Origin of the sequence: Pseudomonas sp. FSL W7-0098 (assembly GCF_005930585.1) — a bacterium.
In the GTDB taxonomy this organism is placed as follows: Bacteria; Pseudomonadota; Gammaproteobacteria; order Pseudomonadales; family Pseudomonadaceae; genus Aquipseudomonas; species Aquipseudomonas bubulae.
Map to the genome: position 1 here is coordinate 72,625 of NZ_RXHW01000011.1, position 21,446 is coordinate 94,070.

Here is a 21,446-nt window from a genome sequence, read left to right on the forward strand (position 1 = left end):
CCCGGTCCACCTCGGTGGACACATAACCGGGACCACCCGGAGACGCCTGATGAGCGAGCTTTTTTACAACGCCGTGCCGAATGCGACCCGTGTCGCCCCGCCCTTGCCTGTACCCCGCCAATACCCCGCGCAAAAACCGCGCAAGGTCTACCTGTTCGGCACCTGCGTGGTCGATCTGTTCTTCCCCGAGGCCGGGATGGACGCCATCCACCTGATCGAGCGCGAAGGTATCGACGTCGATTATCCCCAAGGCCAGAGCTGCTGTGGTCAACCGGCCTATACCTCGGGTTACACCGAGCAAGCCCGGGAAGTGGCCCGTGCGCAACTGGCCCTGTTCGCCGAAGACTACCCGGTCGTCGTGCCTTCCGGCTCCTGCGCCGGCATGCTGCGCGAACACTATGAAGACCTGTTCAAGGACGAGCCCGACACCCTGAAAAAGGTTCACGCCCTGGCTGAACGCACCTTTGAACTCACCGAATTTTTGCTGTTTGTGTGCAAGGTCCAGTTCAAGGACCACGGCGCCCCGGTCAAGGTCGCGCTGCACACCTCCTGCTCCGCCCGCCGCGAAATGAACACCCACCTGCACGGCCGCGAAATGCTCGCGCAACTGGGCAATGTGGAGCGCATCGACCACAGCCACGAAAGTGAATGCTGCGGTTTTGGCGGGACCTTCAGCGTGCGCATGCCGGATATTTCCGGCGCCATGGTCGCTGACAAAACCCGCTCCCTGATTGATACCGGCGCCCATCAAGTGCTCACCGCCGATTGCGGCTGCCTGATGAACATCAACGGCTCCCTGGAAAAACAGAAGGAATCACTGCGCGGCCAGCATCTAGCCAGTTTCCTGTGGCAGCGCACCGGAGGTGGCCAATGAGCGCCAGCACCCTGATCCCCACCGTCGCGGTCGAAGAAGACTTCCGCGAGCGCGCCCACGAAGCCCTGGGTGACAAGCAACTGCGAAACAACTTCCGCAGTGCGATGGATTCTCTGATGACCAAGCGCGCTGTTGCCTTCAGCGACGCCCATGAGCGCGAGCACTTGCGCGCTCTGGGCAACGCCATCCGCGCCCGCGCCCTGTCCAAGTTGCCTGACCTGCTGGAACGACTGGAAGCCAACCTGACCCGTAATGGCGTGCAGGTTCATTGGGCTGAAACCGTCGACGAAGCCAATCAAATCGTCATGTCCATCGCCCGCCGGCGCGCCGCCAAACAGGTGATCAAAGGCAAGTCGATGGTCAGCGAAGAGATGGAGATGAACCACGTACTCGGCGCCCAGGGCATTGAATGCCTTGAGTCCGACATGGGCGAATATATTGTTCAACTCGACAACGAAAAACCCTCCCACATCATCATGCCCGCGATCCATAAGAACGCCGGGCAAGTGGCCGACCTGTTTCACGAAAAACTCGGCGTGGAATACACCAAGGACGTGGATCAACTGATCCAGATCGGCCGCCGCGTACTGCGTCAGAAATTCTTTGAAGCGGACATCGGCGTGTCTGGCGTCAACTTTGCCGTTGCTGAAACCGGCACCCTGCTGCTGGTGGAAAACGAAGGCAACGGGCGTATGTCGACCACGGTGCCGCCTGTGCATATTGCCGTTACCGGCATCGAGAAAGTGGTCGAGAACCTGCGCGACGTTGTACCGCTGGTGTCCCTGCTGACCCGCTCGGCCCTTGGCCAGCCGATCACCACCTACGTCAATATGATTTCCGGCCCACGCAAACCCGGCGAGCTGGACGGCCCTGAAGAAGTGCACCTGGTGCTGCTCGATAACGGTCGCAGCCAGGCGTTTGCCGACAGCGAATTGCGCCAGACACTCAACTGCATTCGCTGCGGTGCCTGCATGAACCACTGCCCGGTTTACACCCGCATTGGCGGTCATGCCTACGGTGAGGTGTATCCCGGCCCGATTGGCGCAATCATCACGCCACATATGGTGGGCTTGAACAAAGTCCCGGATCACCCGAGCGCCTCGTCGCTGTGCGGTGCCTGTGGCGAAGTGTGCCCGGTAAAAATCCCGATCCCGGCCCTGCTGCGGCGCCTGCGTGAAGAGAACGTCAAAGCCCCCGATACCGTACCGCGCATCATGCGTGGTCAGGGCAGCAAGTATTCGCGTAAAGAGCGCCTGATCTGGAATATGTGGGCCAAGCTCAACAGCTCACCCGCGCTTTACCGCACCTTCCTGAAAGCCGCTACCCGTCTGCGCGCCCTGACGCCGAGCAAGGTAGGCCCGTGGACGCAAAACCACAGCGCGCCCAAACCCGCCGCCCGTTCGCTGCACGATATGGCCCGCGAGCATCTGGCGAAAAAGTCGGGAGAAACACGATGAGCGCCAAGCAAAACATCCTCAATAAACTGCGTAAAAGCCTGACGGGCACCACACCGGTGCCTGACAATTTTGACGAAGTGCTGGTCACAGAGCCCTGGACCTACACCCCGGAGCAACGTATCCCGCAACTGCGCAAGCTGATGGAAGCGGTCCACACTGAAATCCACCTCAGTACCGAGCAAGGCTGGCCTGCATTGCTCGCGCAATTGGTCACCGACCGTCAGTTGCCAAGCCTGCTGATCGCACCGACTACAGCGCACGGGCAAAAGGTCAGCGAACACTGGGCACAAAACCCCGGGTTGCCAGCACTTAAAGCCTACGACCGGCCGGTAGAAGCGTGGAAAGCCGAACTGTTCAACGATACACCGGCCAGCCTCACCACCACCTTGGGGGCAATTGCTGCCACCGGCAGCCTGATCATGTGGCCAACCCCGGAAGAACCACGGCTGATGAGCCTGGTGCCGCCGGTGCATTTCGCCCTGCTTAAGGCCAGCGAAATCCGTGACAACTTTTATCAGGTGCAGCGTGAAATGAACTGGACCGCCGGCATGCCGACCAATGCGCTATTGGTGTCCGGCCCGTCGAAAACCGCCGATATCGAGCAAGTGCTGGCCTACGGCGCCCACGGCCCCAAAGACCTGATCGTGCTGATTCTGGAGGATGCATGAGCCTGCCCGCCGCCTTTGTGCGTGATGCCGAGCGACTGATCCCCCAGGACCGCCGTTTTACCGATGCGCTGTCGACCCTAGCGTTCGGCACCGATGCGAGCTTTTACCGACTGATCCCCAAGCTGGTGATTCGCGTCGAGTCCGAAGATGAAGTGGTGGAGCTGCTGCGCCTGGCCCGTCGCGACCAGGTATCGGTGACCTTTCGCGCAGCGGGCACCAGCCTCTCTGGCCAGGCCATCAGCGACTCGGTGCTGATCGTGCTCGGCGACAACTGGAACGGCAAGGAAATCCGCGGCCAGGGCAGGCAAATCCGCCTGCAACCGGGAGTGATCGGCGCCCAGGCCAACGCCTGGCTGGCCCCGTTCGGACGCAAGATTGGCCCAGACCCGGCATCGATCAACGCCTGCAAAATTGGCGGCATCGTCGCCAATAATGCCAGCGGCATGTGTTGCGGCACCGCGCAAAACACCTACCACACCCTGGCGGGCCTGCGCGTAGTGCTGGCCGACGGTACCCGGGTCGACACCGAAGATGCCGCCAACATCGCCGCCTTTCGCCAAAGCCACGGGCCATTGCTCGAGCAGTTGGGGACGTTGGCTCGCGAAACCCGCGCCAACGCTGAACTGGCTGCAAAAATCCGCCACAAATACCGTCTGAAAAACACCACAGGCCTGTCCCTTAATGCCCTGGTGGATTTCGACGACCCGCTGGATATCCTCAGCCACCTGCTGGTGGGCAGCGAAGGTACCCTGGGCTTTATCAGCGCGGTGACCTACGACACCGTGATCGATCACCCGAACAAGGCTTCGGCGCTGATCGTGTTCCCGGATGTCGAGACCTGCTGCAACGCCGTCACCGTGCTTAAAAGCCAGCCCGTGTCTGCCGTGGAACTGCTCGACCGTCGCAGCCTGCGTTCGGTGCAGGACAAACCCGGCATGCCGGCTTTCGTACAACAATTGTCGGCCAATGCCTGCGCGCTATTGATCGAGTCCCGCGCAGCATCCCAGACCTTGCTGCACGAACAACTGGCGCAAATCATGGCCTCGCTGGTCGACTTCCCGGTTGAAAAACAGGTCGACTTCACCGAAGACCCTAAAGAAAACGCCAAGCTGTGGGCGATCCGCAAAGACACCTTCCCGGCCGTCGGGGCGGTGCGCAAAACCGGCACCACGGTGATCATCGAAGACGTGACCTTCCCCGTTGAACAACTGGCCATCGGCGTCAACCGCCTGATCGAGCTGTTCGACAAGCACCACTACGACGAAGCGATCCTGTTTGGCCATGCGCTGGAGGGCAACCTGCACTTCGTCTTTACCCAGGGTTTCAACAACCCCGAGGAAGTGGCGCGCTACCAGGCCTTTATGGATGACGTGGCGCAACTGGTGGCCGTGGAGTTTGGCGGTTCGCTCAAGGCCGAACACGGCACCGGGCGCAATATGGCGCCCTTTGTCGAGCTGGAATGGGGCAGCGACGCCTACCAGTTGATGTGGACGCTCAAGCGTTTGCTCGACCCGCAGGGCATTCTCAACCCCGACGTGGTGCTTAGCGAAGACCCGCATATCCACCTCAAGCACCTCAAACCGATGCCGGCGGCGGACGAGATTGTGGATAAGTGCATCGAGTGCGGTTTTTGCGAACCGGTGTGCCCGTCCAAGGGACTGACCCTGAGCCCGCGGCAGCGGATTGTGATCTGGCGGGATATTCAAGCCAGAAAGCGCGCCGGTATCGACACCGCTGAGCTGGAAAAGGCCTACGCCTATCAAGGCATCGATACCTGCGCAGCTACCGGTTTGTGCGCGCAACGCTGCCCGGTAGGCATCAATACCGGCGAACTGGTGAAAAAACTCCGGGCACGCAGCGCTGACAGTGTGAAAACGGCTGACTGGCTGGCCAGTCACTTCACCACAGCACTGCAGGGGGCACGTTTTACCCTGCATGTGGCCAATGGTGCGCGCATGCTGCTGGGGGCGCCGCGACTGGCAAAACTCTCATCGGCCCTGAGCAAGGCCAGCAAAGGCCGCGTGCCCTTGTGGACCAACGCCATGCCCCAGCCGGAGCGGGCGATTCGTTTTACCCCGCCGGTCAAGGATGCCCGCCCGCGGGTGGTGTACCTGGCGGCTTGCGTGTCGCGGGTCATGGGCCCGGCGGCAGGAGACAAAGAACAAATGTCGTTGCTGGACAAAACCCGCGGCCTGCTGGAAAAAGCCGGTTACCAGGTGGTGTTCCCCGACAATATGGACAGCCTGTGCTGCGGCCAGCCGTTTGCGTCGAAAGGTTACAACGAACAAGCCGAACACAAGCGCCAGGAACTGATCGGCGCACTGCTGCATGCCAGCCGTGGCGGGCTTGACCCGATCTACTGCGACACCAGCCCCTGCACCCTGCGCCTGGTGCAGGACCTGGGGGAAAGTCGCCTCGACCTGTACGACCCGGTACGCTTTATCCGCACCCACCTTGTGGACAAGTTGACCTTTACCCCGCAAACCGCACCGATTGCCGTGCATGTCACCTGCAGCACCCAGCACCTGGGCGAAAGCCAGGCCCTGATCGATATTGCGCGGCTGTGCAGCACCGACGTGGTGATCCCCGAGGGTATCCATTGCTGCGGCTTTGCCGGTGACAAAGGCTTTACCACCCCGGAGCTGAACGCCCACTCACTGCGCACTTTGAAAGACGCGGTGCAATATTGCAGCGAAGGGATCTCCACCAGCCGAACCTGTGAGATTGGCTTGAGCCAGCATGGCGGGATCGACTATCACGGCCTGGTGTACCTGGTAGACCGCGTCACCAGCGCCCAGGCCTGAAAATGTGGGAGCGGGCTTGCTCGCGACAGGATCGCTGCGGTGTGACCCATACACCGCGTCGATCCTGTCGCGAGCAAGCCCGCTCCCACCAAATCAAATATTCGCTCTACTTTCGGGCACAAAAAAAACCAGAAATTAATGGCCTGACCCAGGCAGAACTCCCGAGCGTGGCTATAGTCAATTGGCTTAAGGCCCCAATGTTTGGGGCATAAAACCGAGCCTGGAAACACCGGGCCTACCCTGTGCACAAGGAGTTTTCCCCATGAAGCGTACCGCTCTTGCTGGTCTGTTTATATCCGCAGTGATGTTGGCCTCCCCGGTGTTTGCGGCAGACGACCTTTGCCAGATCAACCTGCAAAAGATCAACGACGCCGTAGCCAGCTCTGGCGAAATCAGCTCCGACTTACAAGACAACATCGACAGCACCGTTGCCCAGGCCAAGGAAGAACAATCCAAAGGCACCAAAGAAGGCACTCAGGCCTGCGTTTCACTGACCACCCAGGTGCTCCAGGACATTGCCAACAACAACAAAGGTGGTGAGTAACCCCTTTGGGTTGGCCTTCTGCGTCAGAAAGGCGTAGACTCCGCTAGCTTGCTGGTTATATACAGCAGGCATCGGGGCCGTTTAGGATTCGACGCCGGTTGCGAAACTCTAGGTGCATGCCGAGTTGGTAACAGAACTCGTAAATCCACTGTTGCAACTACTTATAGTTGCCAATGACGAAACCTACGAGGGTCAAGCTCTCGCAGCGTAAGCTGCCTTAGCCATCCTCCTGGTACCTTCGGGTCCAGCAATCACTAGGGGATGCCTGTAAACCTGAAGTGATTGTCATATAGAACAGGATCGCCGTGCAGTACGTTGTGGACGAATCGGCTAAAACTTACACAACTCGCCCAAAGCACCCTGCCCTTCGGGTCGCTGAGGGTTAACTTAATAGAAACGGCTAAGCATGTAGTACCGACAGCGGAGTACTGGCGGACGGGGGTTCAAATCCCCCCGGCTCCACCAAATACACATCTAAAGACGTCCACGGACGTCTTTTTTTGTGTCTGAAATCCAGCAAATACGGGGCTTTCAGCGCCATTAGTGTCCGCGAACGTCCAGCAAGATCTATGTCTTTTGGTATTCCAGATGGTATTCCAAGCCTTCAAGTGCTAATTTTTGGAATACCAAAACATCTCATGGAATACCAATGTGCGCTCAAGCTACTCGCCTTTCTGAACTCAAGATCAGAGCCGCCAAACCTTTAGAGAAGGATTACGTCCTAGTTGATGGTGACGGCCTTCAGATGCGAGTGAGAATCAATGGCTCTAAGCTCTGGAACTTTAACTACTACCACCCTGTAACCAAGAAGCGCATCAACATGGGGCTTGGCACGTACCCTGAGCTGTCTCTCGCCCAAGCACGAAAAATGACCATTGAGGCAAGGGAGCTTCTGGCTACTGGTATTGATCCGAAAGAGCAGCGAGATAATCTAAAGCAGGCCAAGAAGGCTGAAACCGAACACACATTTCAGAACGTAGCCACTGCTTGGTACGAGCTCAAAAAAGACTCGGTCACGCCTGCTTATGCCGAGGACATCTGGCGCTCGTTGACGTTGCACGTTTTTCCGGACCTGGGCACCACACCGATCTCAGCCATCAGTGCACCACAAGTCATAAACCTGCTTCGGCCACTCGAAACCAAAGGCAGTCTTGAAACAGTTAAACGGCTATCACAGCGACTCAACGAAATCATGACCTACGGGGTCAACTCGGGAGTGATTCACGCAAACCCGCTTAGTGGGATTCGATCCGTCTTCAAGAAGCCGAAAAAGAAGAATATGGCGGCACTTGCTCCCGATGAGCTGAAAGAACTCATGGTGGCAATTGCCAATGCCAGCATAAAAAGGACCACTCGCTGCCTGATCGAATGGCAGCTCAACACCATGACCCGCCCAGCAGAGGCAGCCACCACTCGCTGGGAGGACATCGACTTCGAGAAGAAAATTTGGACGATTCCTGCTGAGCGCATGAAGAAACGCCGTATACATATTGTGCCGCTCACAGATCAAGCACTGGCACTGCTGGAGGCAATCAAACCCTACAGCGGACATAGAGAGTATGTATTTCCTGCAGACCGTGACCCTCGAACCCATTGCAACAGCCAGACCGCTAACATGGCGCTAAAGCGCATGGGCTTCGAAGGTCGGTTGGTAAGCCATGGCATGCGCTCAATGGCTAGCACTATTCTCAACGAACACGGCTGGGATCCTGAGCTGATTGAGGTGGCGCTTGCCCACGTCGACAAGGACGAGGTTCGTAGCGCCTACAACCGAGCGGAATATATCGAGCGCAGACGCCCGATGATGGCTTGGTGGAGCGAGCACATTCAGGAAGCAGCCACCGGCAACATGTCGGTGTCAGCCATAACGGAAAATCGGGACAGAAAAGTCGTTTCGATTCGCTGACGAGCTTATCCCTGACCAGGAGCAAGCAGTGCCGTTCCAGGTCAGGAGCACCCAACAAGTGTTAAGTATCTGGCACGCAATGGATCGTACTTACCAGACGCCTGACAGCATGCAAGAAGTTATCAAATGCGCGGTAATCGCTTGGAGTGCAAGGCACGCTAACAAAGCCTCTTCCTTCGGGCGGACGAATGCGGCCATGAGAGCGCCCTGACTGATATGACCAACCTTCAGCGAGAAGACGCCTAATCAGCAGATTGATGTCCTTGGATGAGCTGTATCTTCTCATTATCGCCCCTCCACCAATGCGTCCCGATATCTCGCAGCATAGGCGCCGGCCGAAAAGCGCCATTCGCTGAACGCACGCTCAGCACCAATCACGTCAATAGGGTTGCTGTAGTAGTAACCCGTCTGACCGATTGTGTTCTGAAAGAAGCGGCCCAGCGGGTCGATCATAATGTACGACTCTGTCATGTCGTCATTACCCTCGACACACATCACGTCATGAAAAATGTCATGCCGTGCAACGAATGCGAGAAAATCCTCAGACGAAACCGCCAGATCACTGGTTACTACCTGCAGCATGCGCAACACTTTCCATCGATCTGGCATAAGCGCATGCATGATCGGCGACATGTCTTCTTGGTGGTTCAGCGCATTGACCACTGTATTGACCTTCAATCGCAGAGCCGAATTCTGCGACTTTGCGCGCACCAGTATTTCGGGGAGCGAGGCCACGTCCAGCAAAGAGCCACGGCTGTCGAGGCGGCCAATGCCGATGTTCCTGGTAGGATCCGCTGAGTCAATACTCAGTCCGAGCATGGAAACCAGCGGTGCGAGCCGGTCAATCAAATCGTTTGTGAGCCGGCTACCATTGGTGATAATGGACGCACCCATCCCCTTAGTTCTCGCATAATCCAGTGCGCGAAGCAGAGCATCTTGATACAGCAGCGGCTCTCCACCGGCCAGATTCAAACGAATACTGGACCACGTCATGTGCTGACTGAGCGGATTGGCATCGTTCTCCGGATGAAAGAATGCCTGCAGTTCATCGAGCAAATTACGGACGCGAGTCCAGTCATGCAGCAACTCCCTGCCGGCACCATCCCATTTCGCATAGCAGTAGCGGCACTTGTAGTTACAAGCTTCAGTGATGTGCCAGTTGATAACCAATTCGGAAACATGAGGACGCATAGCCCCCTCTCCACTTCGGAGATACACCATGATTCAGCTCCTGGTGAAAGAGGGTTAGGCGTCGAGATGAGCGACGTAGCAAAGCCGGAACCCGACTTTGACGCCCTTGTAGCTCATCGTCATATGAACAGGGCAGAGACTGCGCTCAATTGAGCCACCGACGATAGATTGGCCAGTTGCTACAGAGGCAATCGGCGCTGCTCCATGCTGGTGGTCAGACAGCCACTCGCCGAAACCCGGCACCGAGAGGAATGGGATTCCTTCGTCATTGTCGACCCATTTCAGGTTCGGTCCATAGTGCATGGAGCCGTCAGGCCGGTAGCAATGCGAAGAATTGCCACCCAGCCTGCCATCCCCACCGACAATGCCCCAGCCCAACTGTTCATAAATAGGATCGTCTGGCATCTCTCCCTTTTTGACGACAAGGCTACGCACCGATGACACATGGCTAAAGTCCATCGGCGGCGGGGCGATCTGCTGCCATTCTTCGACACTCAGCAGTCGAACAGGAAGCCCTGTCCGCCGCTCATAGTCACGACAATAGGCCAAAGCATCCAGCCAGGTCACGCTCACCGGTAGCTCAGCGGGATCCATGTTGATACTGCCCAAGTCGTCGATTTCCTTCGAACTTGTTTTGAGCGCCTTCTCTTGCCTGGCCTGCCCCCAATTCGACCGAGCACAGAAATCGAAAAAATCAACGATCGAAACGAGGGGAGAAACCATCAAGCAGCTCTCACCGAGCCGGTGCGGGATGAAGTCATCGGATGAGACCCCAGTATCAGTGCGTGGCGTTCGGTACCCCTTGCCGGCAATGAGCTCACGCTGAATCAGCTTCGCATAACCAGGCCACTTGGCTGCCGTTCCACCTTCGGCGTAATGACGCGATTCTGCATCGTGCTCCAGCTTTTCCGTCCAAGTGCCGGTTGCAAAGTACAAATGCCCGTCCAGCTTGCTCCGGTCCATAGCCTTGGGGACTTCGTCCTTATTAAAGAACGGGTAAAGCAGGTTGGAGGAAAACTCCTTGTCGCGTTGATCACGAACAACCCAGTCAAAAGCGCCGTTGGCACCTTTCAGGAATATAAGGTTGGCATTTCCTGGAACTGGTAGTACGTCCACCCAGCCTTCATCGGAGCCTTCAATTTCTTTACGGAACAGCTGGAACAGCTGCAGCTCAAACGCTAGATCTTCTTCGGACATGTTGTAACTGCGCATCACCGGCTTACCCACTGCCGGCTCCATCAGATTGTTGCCCATCATGTTGTACATGCCGCCGATGAACTCACTTACCGCGTTGAGCATCAACATCCGGCCGGTCATATCGAGGTAGTCGAGACCGCAGCCATCCTGCATGTACTCCGCACGCATGAGGATTTTTTCCTCATGCTGCTCACAAAAAGCGTATCGCTGCTGGTCTGTCCAAAATGTGCGGCCAGCTACTTGGTCAAAATCCAGACGACCGTACGCGCGCGGAGCGAACAGGCAAGAACCCACCCCGGTAAAGATCCGCTTAGGCAGTGCCAGACCGGAGTTGAACAACCGATCGGCAACCTGCTGTGCCACTAGAGCACCAGCCATTCTTGGTGAATACGACCACTTAATGAGATCAGTCGGCACCGACATGCCGTGCTCGCACAGAAAGTCGGCAACCTTCTGCTGCTCGACCTCGCGCCAGTGGGTATAGGACTGCGCACCGAGGGTGCGGGCAAGAGCGTCCTGTAGCGCAACCGATTTGACGGAGCGCGCAATCTGCTTGGGAATAGGCCGCGACCAACGACTGCGCAGCTCGTCTACAGCACCACGGATGTGGTCGTGATGAAGACCTTCGATTCGCATTGACCAGAAGCGCTCAGAACTCCCGTCTTCGGTGTTCGGCTTCTCAGTCAGGACATGGACGTCACGCGATGCACGCAACAAATCAGGCATATTCATAGCTCTCTCCAATAAAGCCACGGCAACAAAGCACCGTGATGCCTCAGGCAACAGGTCATGGTCAGCAGGGATTTGGAGAGAGAGGGCAAGGCCCTTTGAGCTGATCAACTGAGGAGGCAACTGCTCAGCCGTGGTTGCTCAGGCACCACACGCACTCAAGCGATGGTTGATCTTATTACTGACCATAGCCCGATTACAAGGCCTCGATTGTTGAGGTTTTCGATTCAAAATAATTTCAACCACACATTACTGCTATGACATCACCACCAAAGAGGTTCGTCCCATGTCATTGCAGTGTCCTCGCTGTCATTCCCCCAAAATCGCTTCTTTCCATCACGCCATGAAAGTCGGCGCGGCCATCGGCACCGTGGGTGGTGCTGCGCGCGGCGTCAGTGCTGCGCTGGCTGGGGGGCAAGCGGGCGCGCTTATTGGCGCTATCGCCGGCCCTGTCGGTATCACCCTCGGTTCTGTATCGGGTGCCATTCTCGGCGGGTTGGCCGGCGGTGTCGGCGGTTGTGCTCTCGGTGCCCAACTGGGCGAGTCGCTTGATCGCCACGTTCTGGCCCATAACCTCTGCTTGCTATGTGGACACCGCTTCAACCTCCCGACCTAACCAAGTCAACGTCACTTCTATTTATTAGGTCCGGACGGTGCTGCGCTGGGCGCGGCGCTTTATGCCGGCCTGCACCCAAAGGAATCTCAACCATGGCTCATCTCGTCGAAACTATGGCCTACGCTGGCGCTGCACCGTGGCATGGCCTAGGCAACCTGCTCACACAGAAACAATCCATCGAGGTCTGGCAACGCGAGGCCGGAATGGACTGGGCGATCCAAGAAAGCCCCGTTCACTTCAAAGCCGACACTGTCGGCCATCTCGGCAGCAACCACTCCTTCCCCGAGCAGAAGGTGCTCTTCCGTTCGGACACCAAGGCACCGCTGTCGGTGGTTTCCCAGCGCTACCACACCGTGCAGCCGCGAGAGGTGCTGGAGTTCTACCGCGATCTCACCGAGGTCTCGGGCTACGAGTTGGAGACTGCGGGGGTACTCAAGGGCGGTCGCAAGTTCTGGGCGCTGGCGCGTACCGGGCAAGGCGCAGCGCTCAAGGGTAACGATCAGGTCAACGGCTACTTGCTATTGGCTACATCCTGCGACGGCACCCTGGCCACCACAGCAACACCAACCACCGTGCGAGTGGTGTGCAACAACACCCTGACCATCGCCCTGGACGGCACCAGCCGCACGATCAAGGTGCCGCACAACACCCGCTTCGACCCGAAAGCAGTGAAGAAACAGCTCGGCATCGCCGTCTCGCAGTGGGATGAGTTTATGTACCGCATGCGGGCCTTGTCTGAGCGCAAGGTGCAGTGGCATGAGGCGCTGGGGTTCTTCATGACCGTGTTGTGTGAGACCAGTCCAACCGGCGCACTGCCGGAGGTACTGCCAAACGAACGCGCTCTGCGCAAGGTTCAGGAGCTGTACGAAGGTCGTGGTCGGGGCAGTCAGCTCGACTCGGCACGCGGCACCGCCTGGGGCCTGCTCAACTCCGTGACCGAGTTTGTCGACCACGAACGGCGGGCACGTAACAACGAGTACCGCATGGACTCGGCCTGGTTCGGCCAGGGGGCGCAGATTAAACAACGTGCCCTGGAAACCGCCCTGCAACTGATCGCTTGACTGCCCACATACTCACCCCATAACGCCCGATCAGCCTGGTAGCTGATCGGGCGTTTCTATTTCCCCAAGGTGAACGTTATGAAAGCCACTTCATTGAACCGCAGCACCGACAAGCCACGCCCAGCGCTGCGCCTAATCAGTACCATGGAGTTACCGCGTGAAGATTGGCTGGCCGTGCGTAAACAGGGCATCGGCAGTTCGGATGCAGGCGCGGCCGTTGGCCTCAATCCCTATAAATCACAGCTAGAACTGTGGCTGGAGAAAACGGGACGCGACACCACATTGCCCAAGGCCGACCCGCACGATGAAGAAAGTCCGATGTACTGGGGCAGCGTCCTCACAACACCCGCCACATTGACCATCGCGACATTAACGGCCGCAGCAGGAGTAGGTCATACGCTCGTTACCTCCAACCCCGATTACGAAATCATCAAGGACTACGTCAACAAACAGCTCAAGGTTGTTTACAAGCAATAGCAGCCTGTTCAAGACCTCTTTCTCTCTCACCTTCATAGTAAGAAACAGACCATGAAACGTATTTTTAGCATTCTCCTTCTCGCGCTCTGCGCCCAAGCCAACGCTGAAATCTCCGCGTACCAAGGTACAGCGGCTTTCTTTCCCGACGAAAAATCGACGCACAACCTCCCGGAGGCAATCCCATGCGTCACCCGTCCAGCAGCGGCGGGTCAACCTATGCTTTTTTGTACTTGGCTCACCAGCACGCGCTACGTGGATATCTGGGACGCTCAGCGCCAGCAAAACGTCCGTATCACCAACAAGGTCAATGGCATGTGTCAGCGTGGCAACTGCCGAATCCAAGGTGCAGAGGTAGGTCAATGGAAGGAAGACACCCCATTCCAGCTCTCCATCTGGTATCGCATAGGCAGTAGCACCGATGGCAAGCCAGTTGCCTACCGCACCGACGCGACTCGGCAAGTGTCGTACGTTGAAGCTGGCAGTCTATTGATGAAGTTCTACCTGGATGCAGGCGTCCCGGACAATGAGCTGGTTTCGACCTTCGACAAGCGCTACATCGGTGGCTGGGTCGCGTGGAATCAGGAGAAACACGGAACTGCATCAACAACGACGAATACCCCAGCCGCTCCCCAGTCCGAATGGCCAGAAGTCAAAACCGCCTGGTGCAACCCGCAAGCTGATGACGACTGCTATATCAACAACAACAAGATACCAGTCGCTGAGCTGGGTAAATGGTTGCCCGATATCAGCGAGTCAAATGCCGATCAGCTAGGCGGTCACTGTGAAACCATCCTCTGCTTCGACAAAGATGACCAGCCAATGGGCTATCTGTTGCAATAATGATTCTGAGTACTGCCGGACCAGTGAAAAGCACAGTCGGCTTGGTAAACCTGACAATAGGGGGCATATGCCCCTTATTGGTTTCACTTCAGTATTTTTTTGGCCAAGTGCATAGCTGAGCAGATACTCACCTTGCGCTTATGATGGGGATGCTCTTTTTTCCTCAGTCGGGCAAAATCTACGCCCCATTGAGCTTGCATCCGAAACCTATGAAACTGCTTAACACCTACGACGACCGCGACGAAGCTGAAGAGGCTGCGGAAAAGCTAACAGGCGAGAAGCGTCTGGCCAGCGAGCGTGACTCCACCGTGGTCATATACAACCTGTTCGGCATTCCCAGCTGGGGCAATTTTCACCGACTTGGCATGTACAACCTAGGCGAGCTGAAGAGCCTGCTGGAACGACGAGCGACCTGGCAGCCAGCCGACAAGGCAAGGCACGCAGAGATTCTCGCCACACTGAAAACCGCCGCGAAGAACTACAGTGTCGAAATCCCTACTCACTGGATCTAGCGGTCGACGCCCGAACTATCGATCGCTCCAGGAGTACAGCCCAATTAAGCAAATTACCCACACGCCATGCCAATAAGCCTTGCCGAATAGGACTGTTCAAGCTTGACGATATTTTTGTGATGAAGCTCGCGCTCCAAAACGGCCTCTATCTTGTGCAAATCCACTAACGATTCACCGCTGCCGGTTTGTGCTTGAAAGATGCTGTCTATTTGCTTTTCTAAATGGGGCAGCCGATTACCATCCCCATCCACGGCCAGCTTCATGATCGAATGTACGGTATGCCCTTTTTCATTGGCTGCACGTACTTGCCAAATAGAAACTGACTCACCGGGATTCAGCACACCTGAATAAAAACCTAAAACCTCAGGTTCGATATTTCTGTACTTATCGAGCTGTTCCGAAATGACCGGATGATCCAAACCTATCAGATGTAATTTTTCTGAATTGGTGGCTTCTTCGCGATCTGTGGTGAAGAGCATCTGATCAAGGCCATCTTTCACCAATGCAAATTGTTTTTCGCCACGAATTTCAATAGTTCCCCCTTCATACGGTAAGGCTTTTTGCATAAACCTTATCAGATCGTCTATAGATCCTTTGGTATCGGATAGCGGGGTGTATTCATCCAGACTGAAGCCATCCAAATCTTGAAAGAGCTCAAACACCGCATCCTTGGCATGACGGGCGTTGTCCATCGCGGCCTCAAGCTCCAACCGGGTACGTTTAAGCTCCGGGTCTTGCAAAGCCTGGGAATAGAGCTGCTGGTAATTAACCTGCTCCGACAGCTGCCCAAGGATCTGAGATCGGAGATCTTCTTCTACCTGACCTTTCTCATCTACCTTACCGAGCGCTCTGGCAATCTCTTTAAGCTTTTCATCGAGAAGCAGGAAAATTCGGCCTTCAATGGTATCCCCCAACACTAGGTTATAAACCTGAGCGGTATCGGTCTGTCCATAACGATGAATGCGCCCGATGCGCTGCTCCATATCCATCGGATTCCACGGCAAATCAAAGTTGAACAACACCCTGGCATGTTGCAGGTTGATGCCTTCTCGACCCGCAGCAGTACAAATCATTACTCTTGGGCCATTCGCTTGTTTGAAACGCCTTTCAGCCGCGAGCTTGCTGCCGTGATCGCCCCCTTTAAGAACCACCACGCCTTGTCCTGGGTAAGCCTTTTCAATCTGCACTCCCAGCATTTCTACCGTGCCAAGGTAGGTTGCGAAAATCACGATGCGTTCATTCGGGTTTTGTTGCCAAAGAACACCTAAAGCTCCAATCAGCTTTTCCAGTTTGGTTTCGCGAGCGACTGGAAACAAGCCCAGAAGTTCTTTGATACGGAATCGTTCTTCGGGCAAAGCGTACGAAACGGCGTCCATCGCGGCGTCTTCAGCTGCAGCAGTCTCCAGTTCATCGCTAAAGGTGTCGGAAGCTGCAGCTAGTTGCTCTTCATTGATTTTTTTAAGGAGGCGACGCTTGATGTCATTCAGAACTCGATCAATTTCAAGCTCTGCAATGCGGTCATGGCCTAAATCAAACTCAATGCGGATCTGCTCTTTAGCTTCATTGAACGCAACGTCTCTGGCGTCGAGATCCAGATTTTCATCGTGCATCAAGCCTTCGTGTACGGTTAACGCCAATAGCCGTCTTCTCAGGGTGCGGTGCACTGCTGCAAAACTGGATGCTGCGATTTTTTGGAAAATCGTCATTACAAAACCGAGTGCCGTTCCTTTGCCACCTTGCTTCTTCGCCAAAGCAAAACCATCACGCAAGTATTCATTTAGAGCGTTATAGAAATCGCGCTCTGTGTCTGACATGGAAAAGGCTTCGGTATGAACCCAACGTCGTGCAAACAAGGTAGAACCATCCGGTTTACAAGCATCCGCCTTTGTACGCCGGAAGATGATTGGGTTCAGGCGGTGACGCTCCTCAATCATTTCCGTTTCGCTGGAGAACAGGGTTGGATCGAGCAGATCGATCAATTTCCAAAACCGAAAGTGATCGCCCTGGTGCGGTGTAGCCGAAAGCAAAATCATATCGCGGCTATGGTCGCGTAATGCCTCTGCCAGCTTGTAGTTCTGCGTCTTGCGTGTTTTACCACCCTGCTTAGAGGCCGTGCAGTGATGGGCCTCATCAAACACAATCAAATCCCAGCGCGGCGCTTCGAGTATTTTTTTGATTCTGGCTGGTCGTTTTAAGGTATCGATACTGGCGATCAACAGATTGTGCTTTGCAAACGCATTGCTGCGCCTGTCGCTGACATCACCTTCTCGGCCAAATACTTCAAAGTTCAGGTTAAAGACTTCGTTAAGCTCACGGTGCCAGTTGTTCACCAGGCCAGCAGGCACCACCATCAACGCCCGGTTTAGTTCGCCACGGCTTGCCAGTTCTCTTAAGACCAACGCGGTTTCAATGGTTTTACCTAAACCCACTTCGTCGGCGATCAAAAAGCGACGCGGGCTTGCACAGGCAATACGATGGGTCAGTACCACCTGGTGCGGTAGTAAATCGATCTTGGCAGACGTCAGCGAGCTTGCAGAATCCTGAAGCGGCAATTCGTGAGCTTTCCAGGACAGCCATGCCTTTGTAGCGCTATCTGTGCGACTGCCAATGTTTGCCACCACGCGCTCATTATGGCTAAGCGCCGCCGCCAAAGTGCTAACAGGTACCTGTCGTTCACCTTGAGGAAAGAACACGCGGGCGTAACCGCCCGCAGAGGATATAACGACACCTTGGCCAAAATCATGATGGCTAACGCGTTCACCGGGTTGAAATTGCATGCTTACTCCTGTCAGCTGATCCGCTCCAGGTACAAACCCAGCCATTCGTTATTTTTCCCGCCAGAAGCAGATTCAATTCTGCGCACATCTTTCTGTGCGCCATTCCATATGCATTGCCCCAATGGGAACAATTGGGCGTCGTACTTTCCAGCAAGGCACCATTGATAGGTACTGGTGGTGAAATCTTCCTTCCAGCGGCCTTGATCCGGCATCCAGAAAATCAGGGCAGCATCGGCATGGTTTTGAAAGTCATAGATCATTTCGTAGATTTCTGACTCTAGCCATTCAAGTGCATCTTCCGGAGACATGGCATCAGCAGCAACATCAAGCCCTGCCACATACAAGCCATCGTCACTCACCAAGGGCATGTCGTCGGGCCAGCCCGCTTCGTAAAAGCTGATAAACTGGCGCAGGCTGATAACCTGACTGGCAGCATTGAGCTCAGCCAAAGTTTTGCCACACCACAGCACAGAGATACCTCGTCGCTTCCATTTGTCGTCGGTCAGCGCGCCGCTCATACCTCACCTTCCATATCAAACAACGAGATCTGCTGCTGCACCACTGACTGGTGCTCTGCCTCCCAGCGGGTATAGAGCTGACGAGCCGTTGTCGTAGCCGTACGCATGGCACTGTCTGCTCCATTGTGAGTGAGCCAATCCAACAAATGCCCCAACGCCGGGTGAGGTTTAAAGCTTTCGTCCAGAATTTTCTTGGTGTTGATGCCACTCTCTGGATAGCAGGCACCGACCAGCAACATGGCCTGATCAAAGTCGCGGCTCACGCTCCGATTGCTGGCCATACGTTCTTGGGCCATTTCCGGCGGCGAGCGCCAATTGAAGGCTTTTGGGCGCGTAGTTTCGGTGGCCCATCCCAGTGCGACAAAAGTTGAAGGAGCTATACCGCTGCCGCGCAGGAATTTCTGCATCTGGTCTCGCTCCACCGATGGTTGGCGGGCAAAGATACGCAAGAACTGACGGGTGTTTGGCTCACACACAACCGGCGTACCGCCAGATTCCGACTCAGACTGATCATCAAGTATCTGATTGATGCCTACCAAGGCTTCGTTAACAGTGAATTCGCGGCCTTCTTCGACATACACCTGGCCATAGTGGCGAGAGAAGTACTCCAGCGCTTTACCGCGCTTAATAACCTGAATATCCGCAACCGGCAGACCGTCTGATTGATGATGCTCCAACAGGCCTTGCAACTGGCGCACATCCGCCAAAATTTTCCGGCGCAGGCGTGCCCAGCTAATTTTGCTCGGTGCTTCGGTGCGCTTACGGCAAACGTGAATGATGTCGTATTCGATGGTCTTAGAGCCAAACTCACCCTTGCCCTTAGTTTCATCGCTGCGGATCGGATAAGTTGCTTCCAGGTAATAACCTGAATCAAACAGGCTCTCTAACACATCGACCCAAGGCTCGTCTTCGCTGTGGTGGAAGGTGAAAGCCAAAATACCGCCAGGTTTCAACAGGCGATTAGCTTCCCGCCAACACTCTGTCAGCAGACGCTTGTAAAAGGCGTCCGGGTCATCCGGGTGACGGGCTTTATTCGAAACTGCCTCAAGTGTTTTTGGCGTGTATTCTCCGGCATAAATCTCCGGGTACTTGTCTTTCAGTACCAGGCGTAGCCAAACATAAAAGAAATCCGCCAATTCTGCGTAGTGTAGCAGTCCGCCGAATGGAGGATCAGTAATGACCAAGTCGTAAGACTGATCAGAATATTGATTTAACTCGGTTGAAGAACCACATGTGACCAAGGTACCCGGCAGCACCGAATCATGTGCTAGTGCTTTGGAACTTTTCCCGCTTACAAGCTTCGCCAAATCGGGAGAAATATTCGATAGCATCTCATTCGACACTGTTTCCCAAGGGTTTTTACACCACTCTAACCCTTTCAGGGTATTAGCTCGACATGATGCCCAGTTCCCACGACCCAAATTAGCAAATACCGAATTTTCAATGACCGTAGATTTGGGGTGGTAATTGTTGTTACTAAACATCGGTTCAGGAGTATCACGCTGAGGATTCCAGAAACAGAACATATTCTGGTTGCGTAAATATTGTTGAAATGAACCTAGTAAGATTTCCTTGCTCGTCTCACTGAAGCCGTGTGAGGTACTGATCGCTTTCAAAATTTGCGTATGAATCAGAAGCTGTAACGGGTTAAACATGGTCTTCCAGTGAGTAAAACCATGGTTGGGTACGCCGCCTTGCAGATGATGCGTCATAAATCCATAAGGCAATTCAGACTCCGGCCAATACCCATGAAGGTCAGAATTTTTTCTTTCCTCCCATTCCGATACCGCCAAATTTTGTCGTTTGGCTGCGTTGATATCAGCCGGGGCGAAATAACGTCCGTTATAAGGAGCCCCTGCTGCACCTCTAGCAGGTGAGTAGCACTGCAATACATAAGCTGCCATAGGGCCCGTCTGCCCTGATGCCTTGATGCTATCGAGTACGTCCTGCTGACGGCCGCAAGTATTTTCCTGGCAAGTGAAATTAGACTTCTTAGGTATAGTGCCCTGCTGCGTGTTTATTACCAGTCCGGACTCCGGACTGGTAATCTCATTTGGCAGTTTACCCCTTACTTCAATCAGCTTGAGGGTCTTGGTTCTATGAAGATTCCAGCGCTGGGTTGCAGTCACGTTACTGATCGAAGTGCCACCAAAATCACCAAATTCATCAGCTTGAGATGCCCCCTTTAACCAATCAGACTGAACCAATAGTGTCAAATCGACGCTCTTGTTTTTGCTCATCTTTTTCAGAAGGCGCGAAGATTCGCCTTTTTGCGCTGCCGCCTCATCACGATAATGATGCTGACAGTGGGGGCACTGGTAATTACCCGCATCGTCCATAATGGCATAGGGTGCTTCCGACTCGCTGACCACCAAAGGCACATCCGGCGCCATACGAGCGTCTTGACGCTCGATGTCAAAAATTCTCTCGCAGTGCTGACACTCAATATCTAACCAGCTCTTAACCGACAGTGTTTTCACTGCAACAACGGGTGAGCTCATTAAGGGCGTGCGATGACCACAGCCCGAAGCAGCACAAGGTCCATGCTTGGCCCAGAAGGTGTAAATAACCTCTGGGCCTTCGTAGTCGTAGTCTTTACGTTCTTCCGGTGTCAGGGCAAGCGCATCAAACTCGTCGCTCATGACTTTGCCGGTGGAACGCTGTGTCCATTTGCCTTTTTCACCGTTGGGGCCTTCGCAGGCATAAAACGGCATGATCTGTGGTTTAACTTCGCGCTCGATGTGATCGAAGAGTTTGTTCACCTCATCAAGATCCACATCAGCCAGTTCATTCTTCACGACCAGCCAGGCTACTGGATTGAGGTCGTTCCCCGTCATCTGCATACCTAGGCGGGCGCCTTCCACCAAAGTGGTACCGCCACCCATGAAGATGTCAGCTACCTTGAGTTTTCTGAATGCCTCATTGTCTTGGTGATTGGCGTAGTAGTTGTCCCACACCAATTTTGCTGCTTCAGATGGCTCATCAGGTGCTTTGGTGGCGGCTGCAATTAGCATCGAACGGAACACGCTTGACCGGCGGCGCGCCCACCATTTACTCATCTGGTAGATGGGCTTGCCCGCATTACCTTCGATTTGTGCGATCTGGTTGATCGGCAGAATGGGGAAATCCACCTCAAGGCAGGTTAAGGGCCGATTAGGATCAGAAAAATCTACCGACTCAAGCTGCACTTTCTTGCCCGCACCAACGGCTTCGGCCACAAGCTCATCAGTCAGCTCTGCTTTCGTTTTCTTAGAAGCCATAAAAATTCTTACCCC

The 21,446-nt window shown here is 55.1% G+C and carries 16 protein-coding genes and 1 other RNA gene; 12 read left to right on the forward strand and 5 right to left on the reverse strand.

Annotated features, from left to right (window positions below):
• Positions 1 to 49 precede the first annotated feature (49 nt).
• The 7 genes from FHL07_RS19440 (at position 50) to FHL07_RS19470 (ending at position 8,253) form a co-directional block, all read left to right on the forward strand.
• Positions 50 to 874: a (Fe-S)-binding protein gene (locus FHL07_RS19440; RefSeq protein ID WP_138738796.1), complete on the forward strand. Its 825-nt coding sequence runs from the start codon at positions 50 to 52 to the stop codon at positions 872 to 874.
• Positions 871 to 2,331, forward strand: coding sequence for a LutB/LldF family L-lactate oxidation iron-sulfur protein (locus tag FHL07_RS19445; protein WP_095002538.1), 1,461 nt, complete (start codon positions 871 to 873; stop codon positions 2,329 to 2,331). The genes FHL07_RS19440 and FHL07_RS19445 overlap by 4 nt, the downstream gene beginning before the upstream one ends.
• A complete protein-coding gene (locus tag FHL07_RS19450) occupies positions 2,328 to 2,999 on the forward strand; it encodes a LutC/YkgG family protein (RefSeq protein ID WP_095002537.1) in 672 nt (223 codons plus the stop codon). Before FHL07_RS19445 ends, FHL07_RS19450 begins: the two co-directional genes overlap by 4 nt.
• Positions 2,996 to 5,803 carry an FAD-binding and (Fe-S)-binding domain-containing protein gene (locus tag FHL07_RS19455; protein ID WP_138738797.1) on the forward strand — a complete coding sequence of 936 codons (2,808 nt, stop codon included), beginning with the start codon at positions 2,996 to 2,998 and terminating at the stop codon, positions 5,801 to 5,803. The genes FHL07_RS19450 and FHL07_RS19455 overlap by 4 nt, the downstream gene beginning before the upstream one ends.
• 262 nt (positions 5,804 to 6,065) lie before the next feature.
• Positions 6,066 to 6,347, forward strand: a complete 282-nt coding sequence (locus FHL07_RS19460) for a hypothetical protein (protein WP_095002535.1) — start codon at positions 6,066 to 6,068, stop codon at positions 6,345 to 6,347.
• 73 nt (positions 6,348 to 6,420) lie between these two features.
• Positions 6,421 to 6,812: a transfer-messenger RNA gene (gene ssrA, locus FHL07_RS19465) on the forward strand.
• A gap of 184 nt (positions 6,813 to 6,996) precedes the next feature.
• Entirely contained in the window at positions 6,997 to 8,253 is a 1,257-nt protein-coding gene (locus tag FHL07_RS19470; protein WP_138738798.1) for an integrase domain-containing protein, read from the forward strand.
• Positions 8,254 to 8,538: 285 nt separating this feature from the next.
• On the opposite strand, the gene FHL07_RS19475 is transcribed toward FHL07_RS19470, so the two are convergent.
• Both FHL07_RS19475 and FHL07_RS19480 read right to left on the reverse strand, forming a co-directional pair.
• Entirely contained in the window at positions 8,539 to 9,444 is a 906-nt protein-coding gene (locus FHL07_RS19475; RefSeq protein WP_202979104.1) for a viperin family antiviral radical SAM protein, read from the reverse strand.
• Between the two features lie 54 nt (positions 9,445 to 9,498).
• Positions 9,499 to 11,373 (reverse strand): formylglycine-generating enzyme family protein, encoded by a 1,875-nt coding sequence (locus tag FHL07_RS19480; RefSeq protein WP_138738800.1) that lies wholly within the window; start codon positions 11,371 to 11,373, stop codon positions 9,499 to 9,501.
• Positions 11,374 to 11,656: 283 nt separating this feature from the next.
• Here FHL07_RS19480 and FHL07_RS19485 point away from each other — a divergent pair, with 283 nt between their 5' ends.
• The 5 genes from FHL07_RS19485 (at position 11,657) to FHL07_RS19505 (ending at position 14,876) form a co-directional block, all read left to right on the forward strand.
• Positions 11,657 to 11,986 (forward strand): hypothetical protein, encoded by a 330-nt coding sequence (locus FHL07_RS19485; RefSeq protein WP_075226479.1) that lies wholly within the window; start codon positions 11,657 to 11,659, stop codon positions 11,984 to 11,986.
• Between the two features lie 92 nt (positions 11,987 to 12,078).
• Positions 12,079 to 13,047 carry a DUF932 domain-containing protein gene (locus FHL07_RS19490; protein WP_138738801.1) on the forward strand — a complete coding sequence of 323 codons (969 nt, stop codon included), beginning with the start codon at positions 12,079 to 12,081 and terminating at the stop codon, positions 13,045 to 13,047.
• A gap of 78 nt (positions 13,048 to 13,125) precedes the next feature.
• A complete protein-coding gene (locus tag FHL07_RS19495) occupies positions 13,126 to 13,524 on the forward strand; it encodes a lambda-exonuclease family protein (RefSeq protein ID WP_238705567.1) in 399 nt (132 codons plus the stop codon).
• 51 nt (positions 13,525 to 13,575) lie between these two features.
• Positions 13,576 to 14,364: a hypothetical protein gene (locus tag FHL07_RS19500; RefSeq protein WP_138738802.1), complete on the forward strand. Its 789-nt coding sequence runs from the start codon at positions 13,576 to 13,578 to the stop codon at positions 14,362 to 14,364.
• Positions 14,365 to 14,573: 209 nt separating this feature from the next.
• Positions 14,574 to 14,876 (forward strand): hypothetical protein, encoded by a 303-nt coding sequence (locus FHL07_RS19505; protein ID WP_138738803.1) that lies wholly within the window; start codon positions 14,574 to 14,576, stop codon positions 14,874 to 14,876.
• 53 nt (positions 14,877 to 14,929) lie between these two features.
• Here FHL07_RS19505 and FHL07_RS19510 read toward each other — a convergent pair whose 3' ends face one another.
• The 3 genes from FHL07_RS19510 to FHL07_RS19520 are packed head-to-tail and all read right to left on the reverse strand — an operon-like array spanning position 14,930 to position 21,431.
• Positions 14,930 to 17,653, reverse strand: a complete 2,724-nt coding sequence (locus FHL07_RS19510) for a DEAD/DEAH box helicase (RefSeq protein ID WP_138738804.1) — start codon at positions 17,651 to 17,653, stop codon at positions 14,930 to 14,932.
• Between the two features lie 11 nt (positions 17,654 to 17,664).
• Positions 17,665 to 18,171: a 5'-nucleotidase gene (locus tag FHL07_RS19515; RefSeq protein WP_138738805.1), complete on the reverse strand. Its 507-nt coding sequence runs from the start codon at positions 18,169 to 18,171 to the stop codon at positions 17,665 to 17,667.
• Entirely contained in the window at positions 18,168 to 21,431 is a 3,264-nt protein-coding gene (locus FHL07_RS19520; protein WP_138738806.1) for a DUF1156 domain-containing protein, read from the reverse strand. Before FHL07_RS19520 ends, FHL07_RS19515 begins: the two co-directional genes overlap by 4 nt.
• Positions 21,432 to 21,446 lie beyond the last annotated feature (15 nt).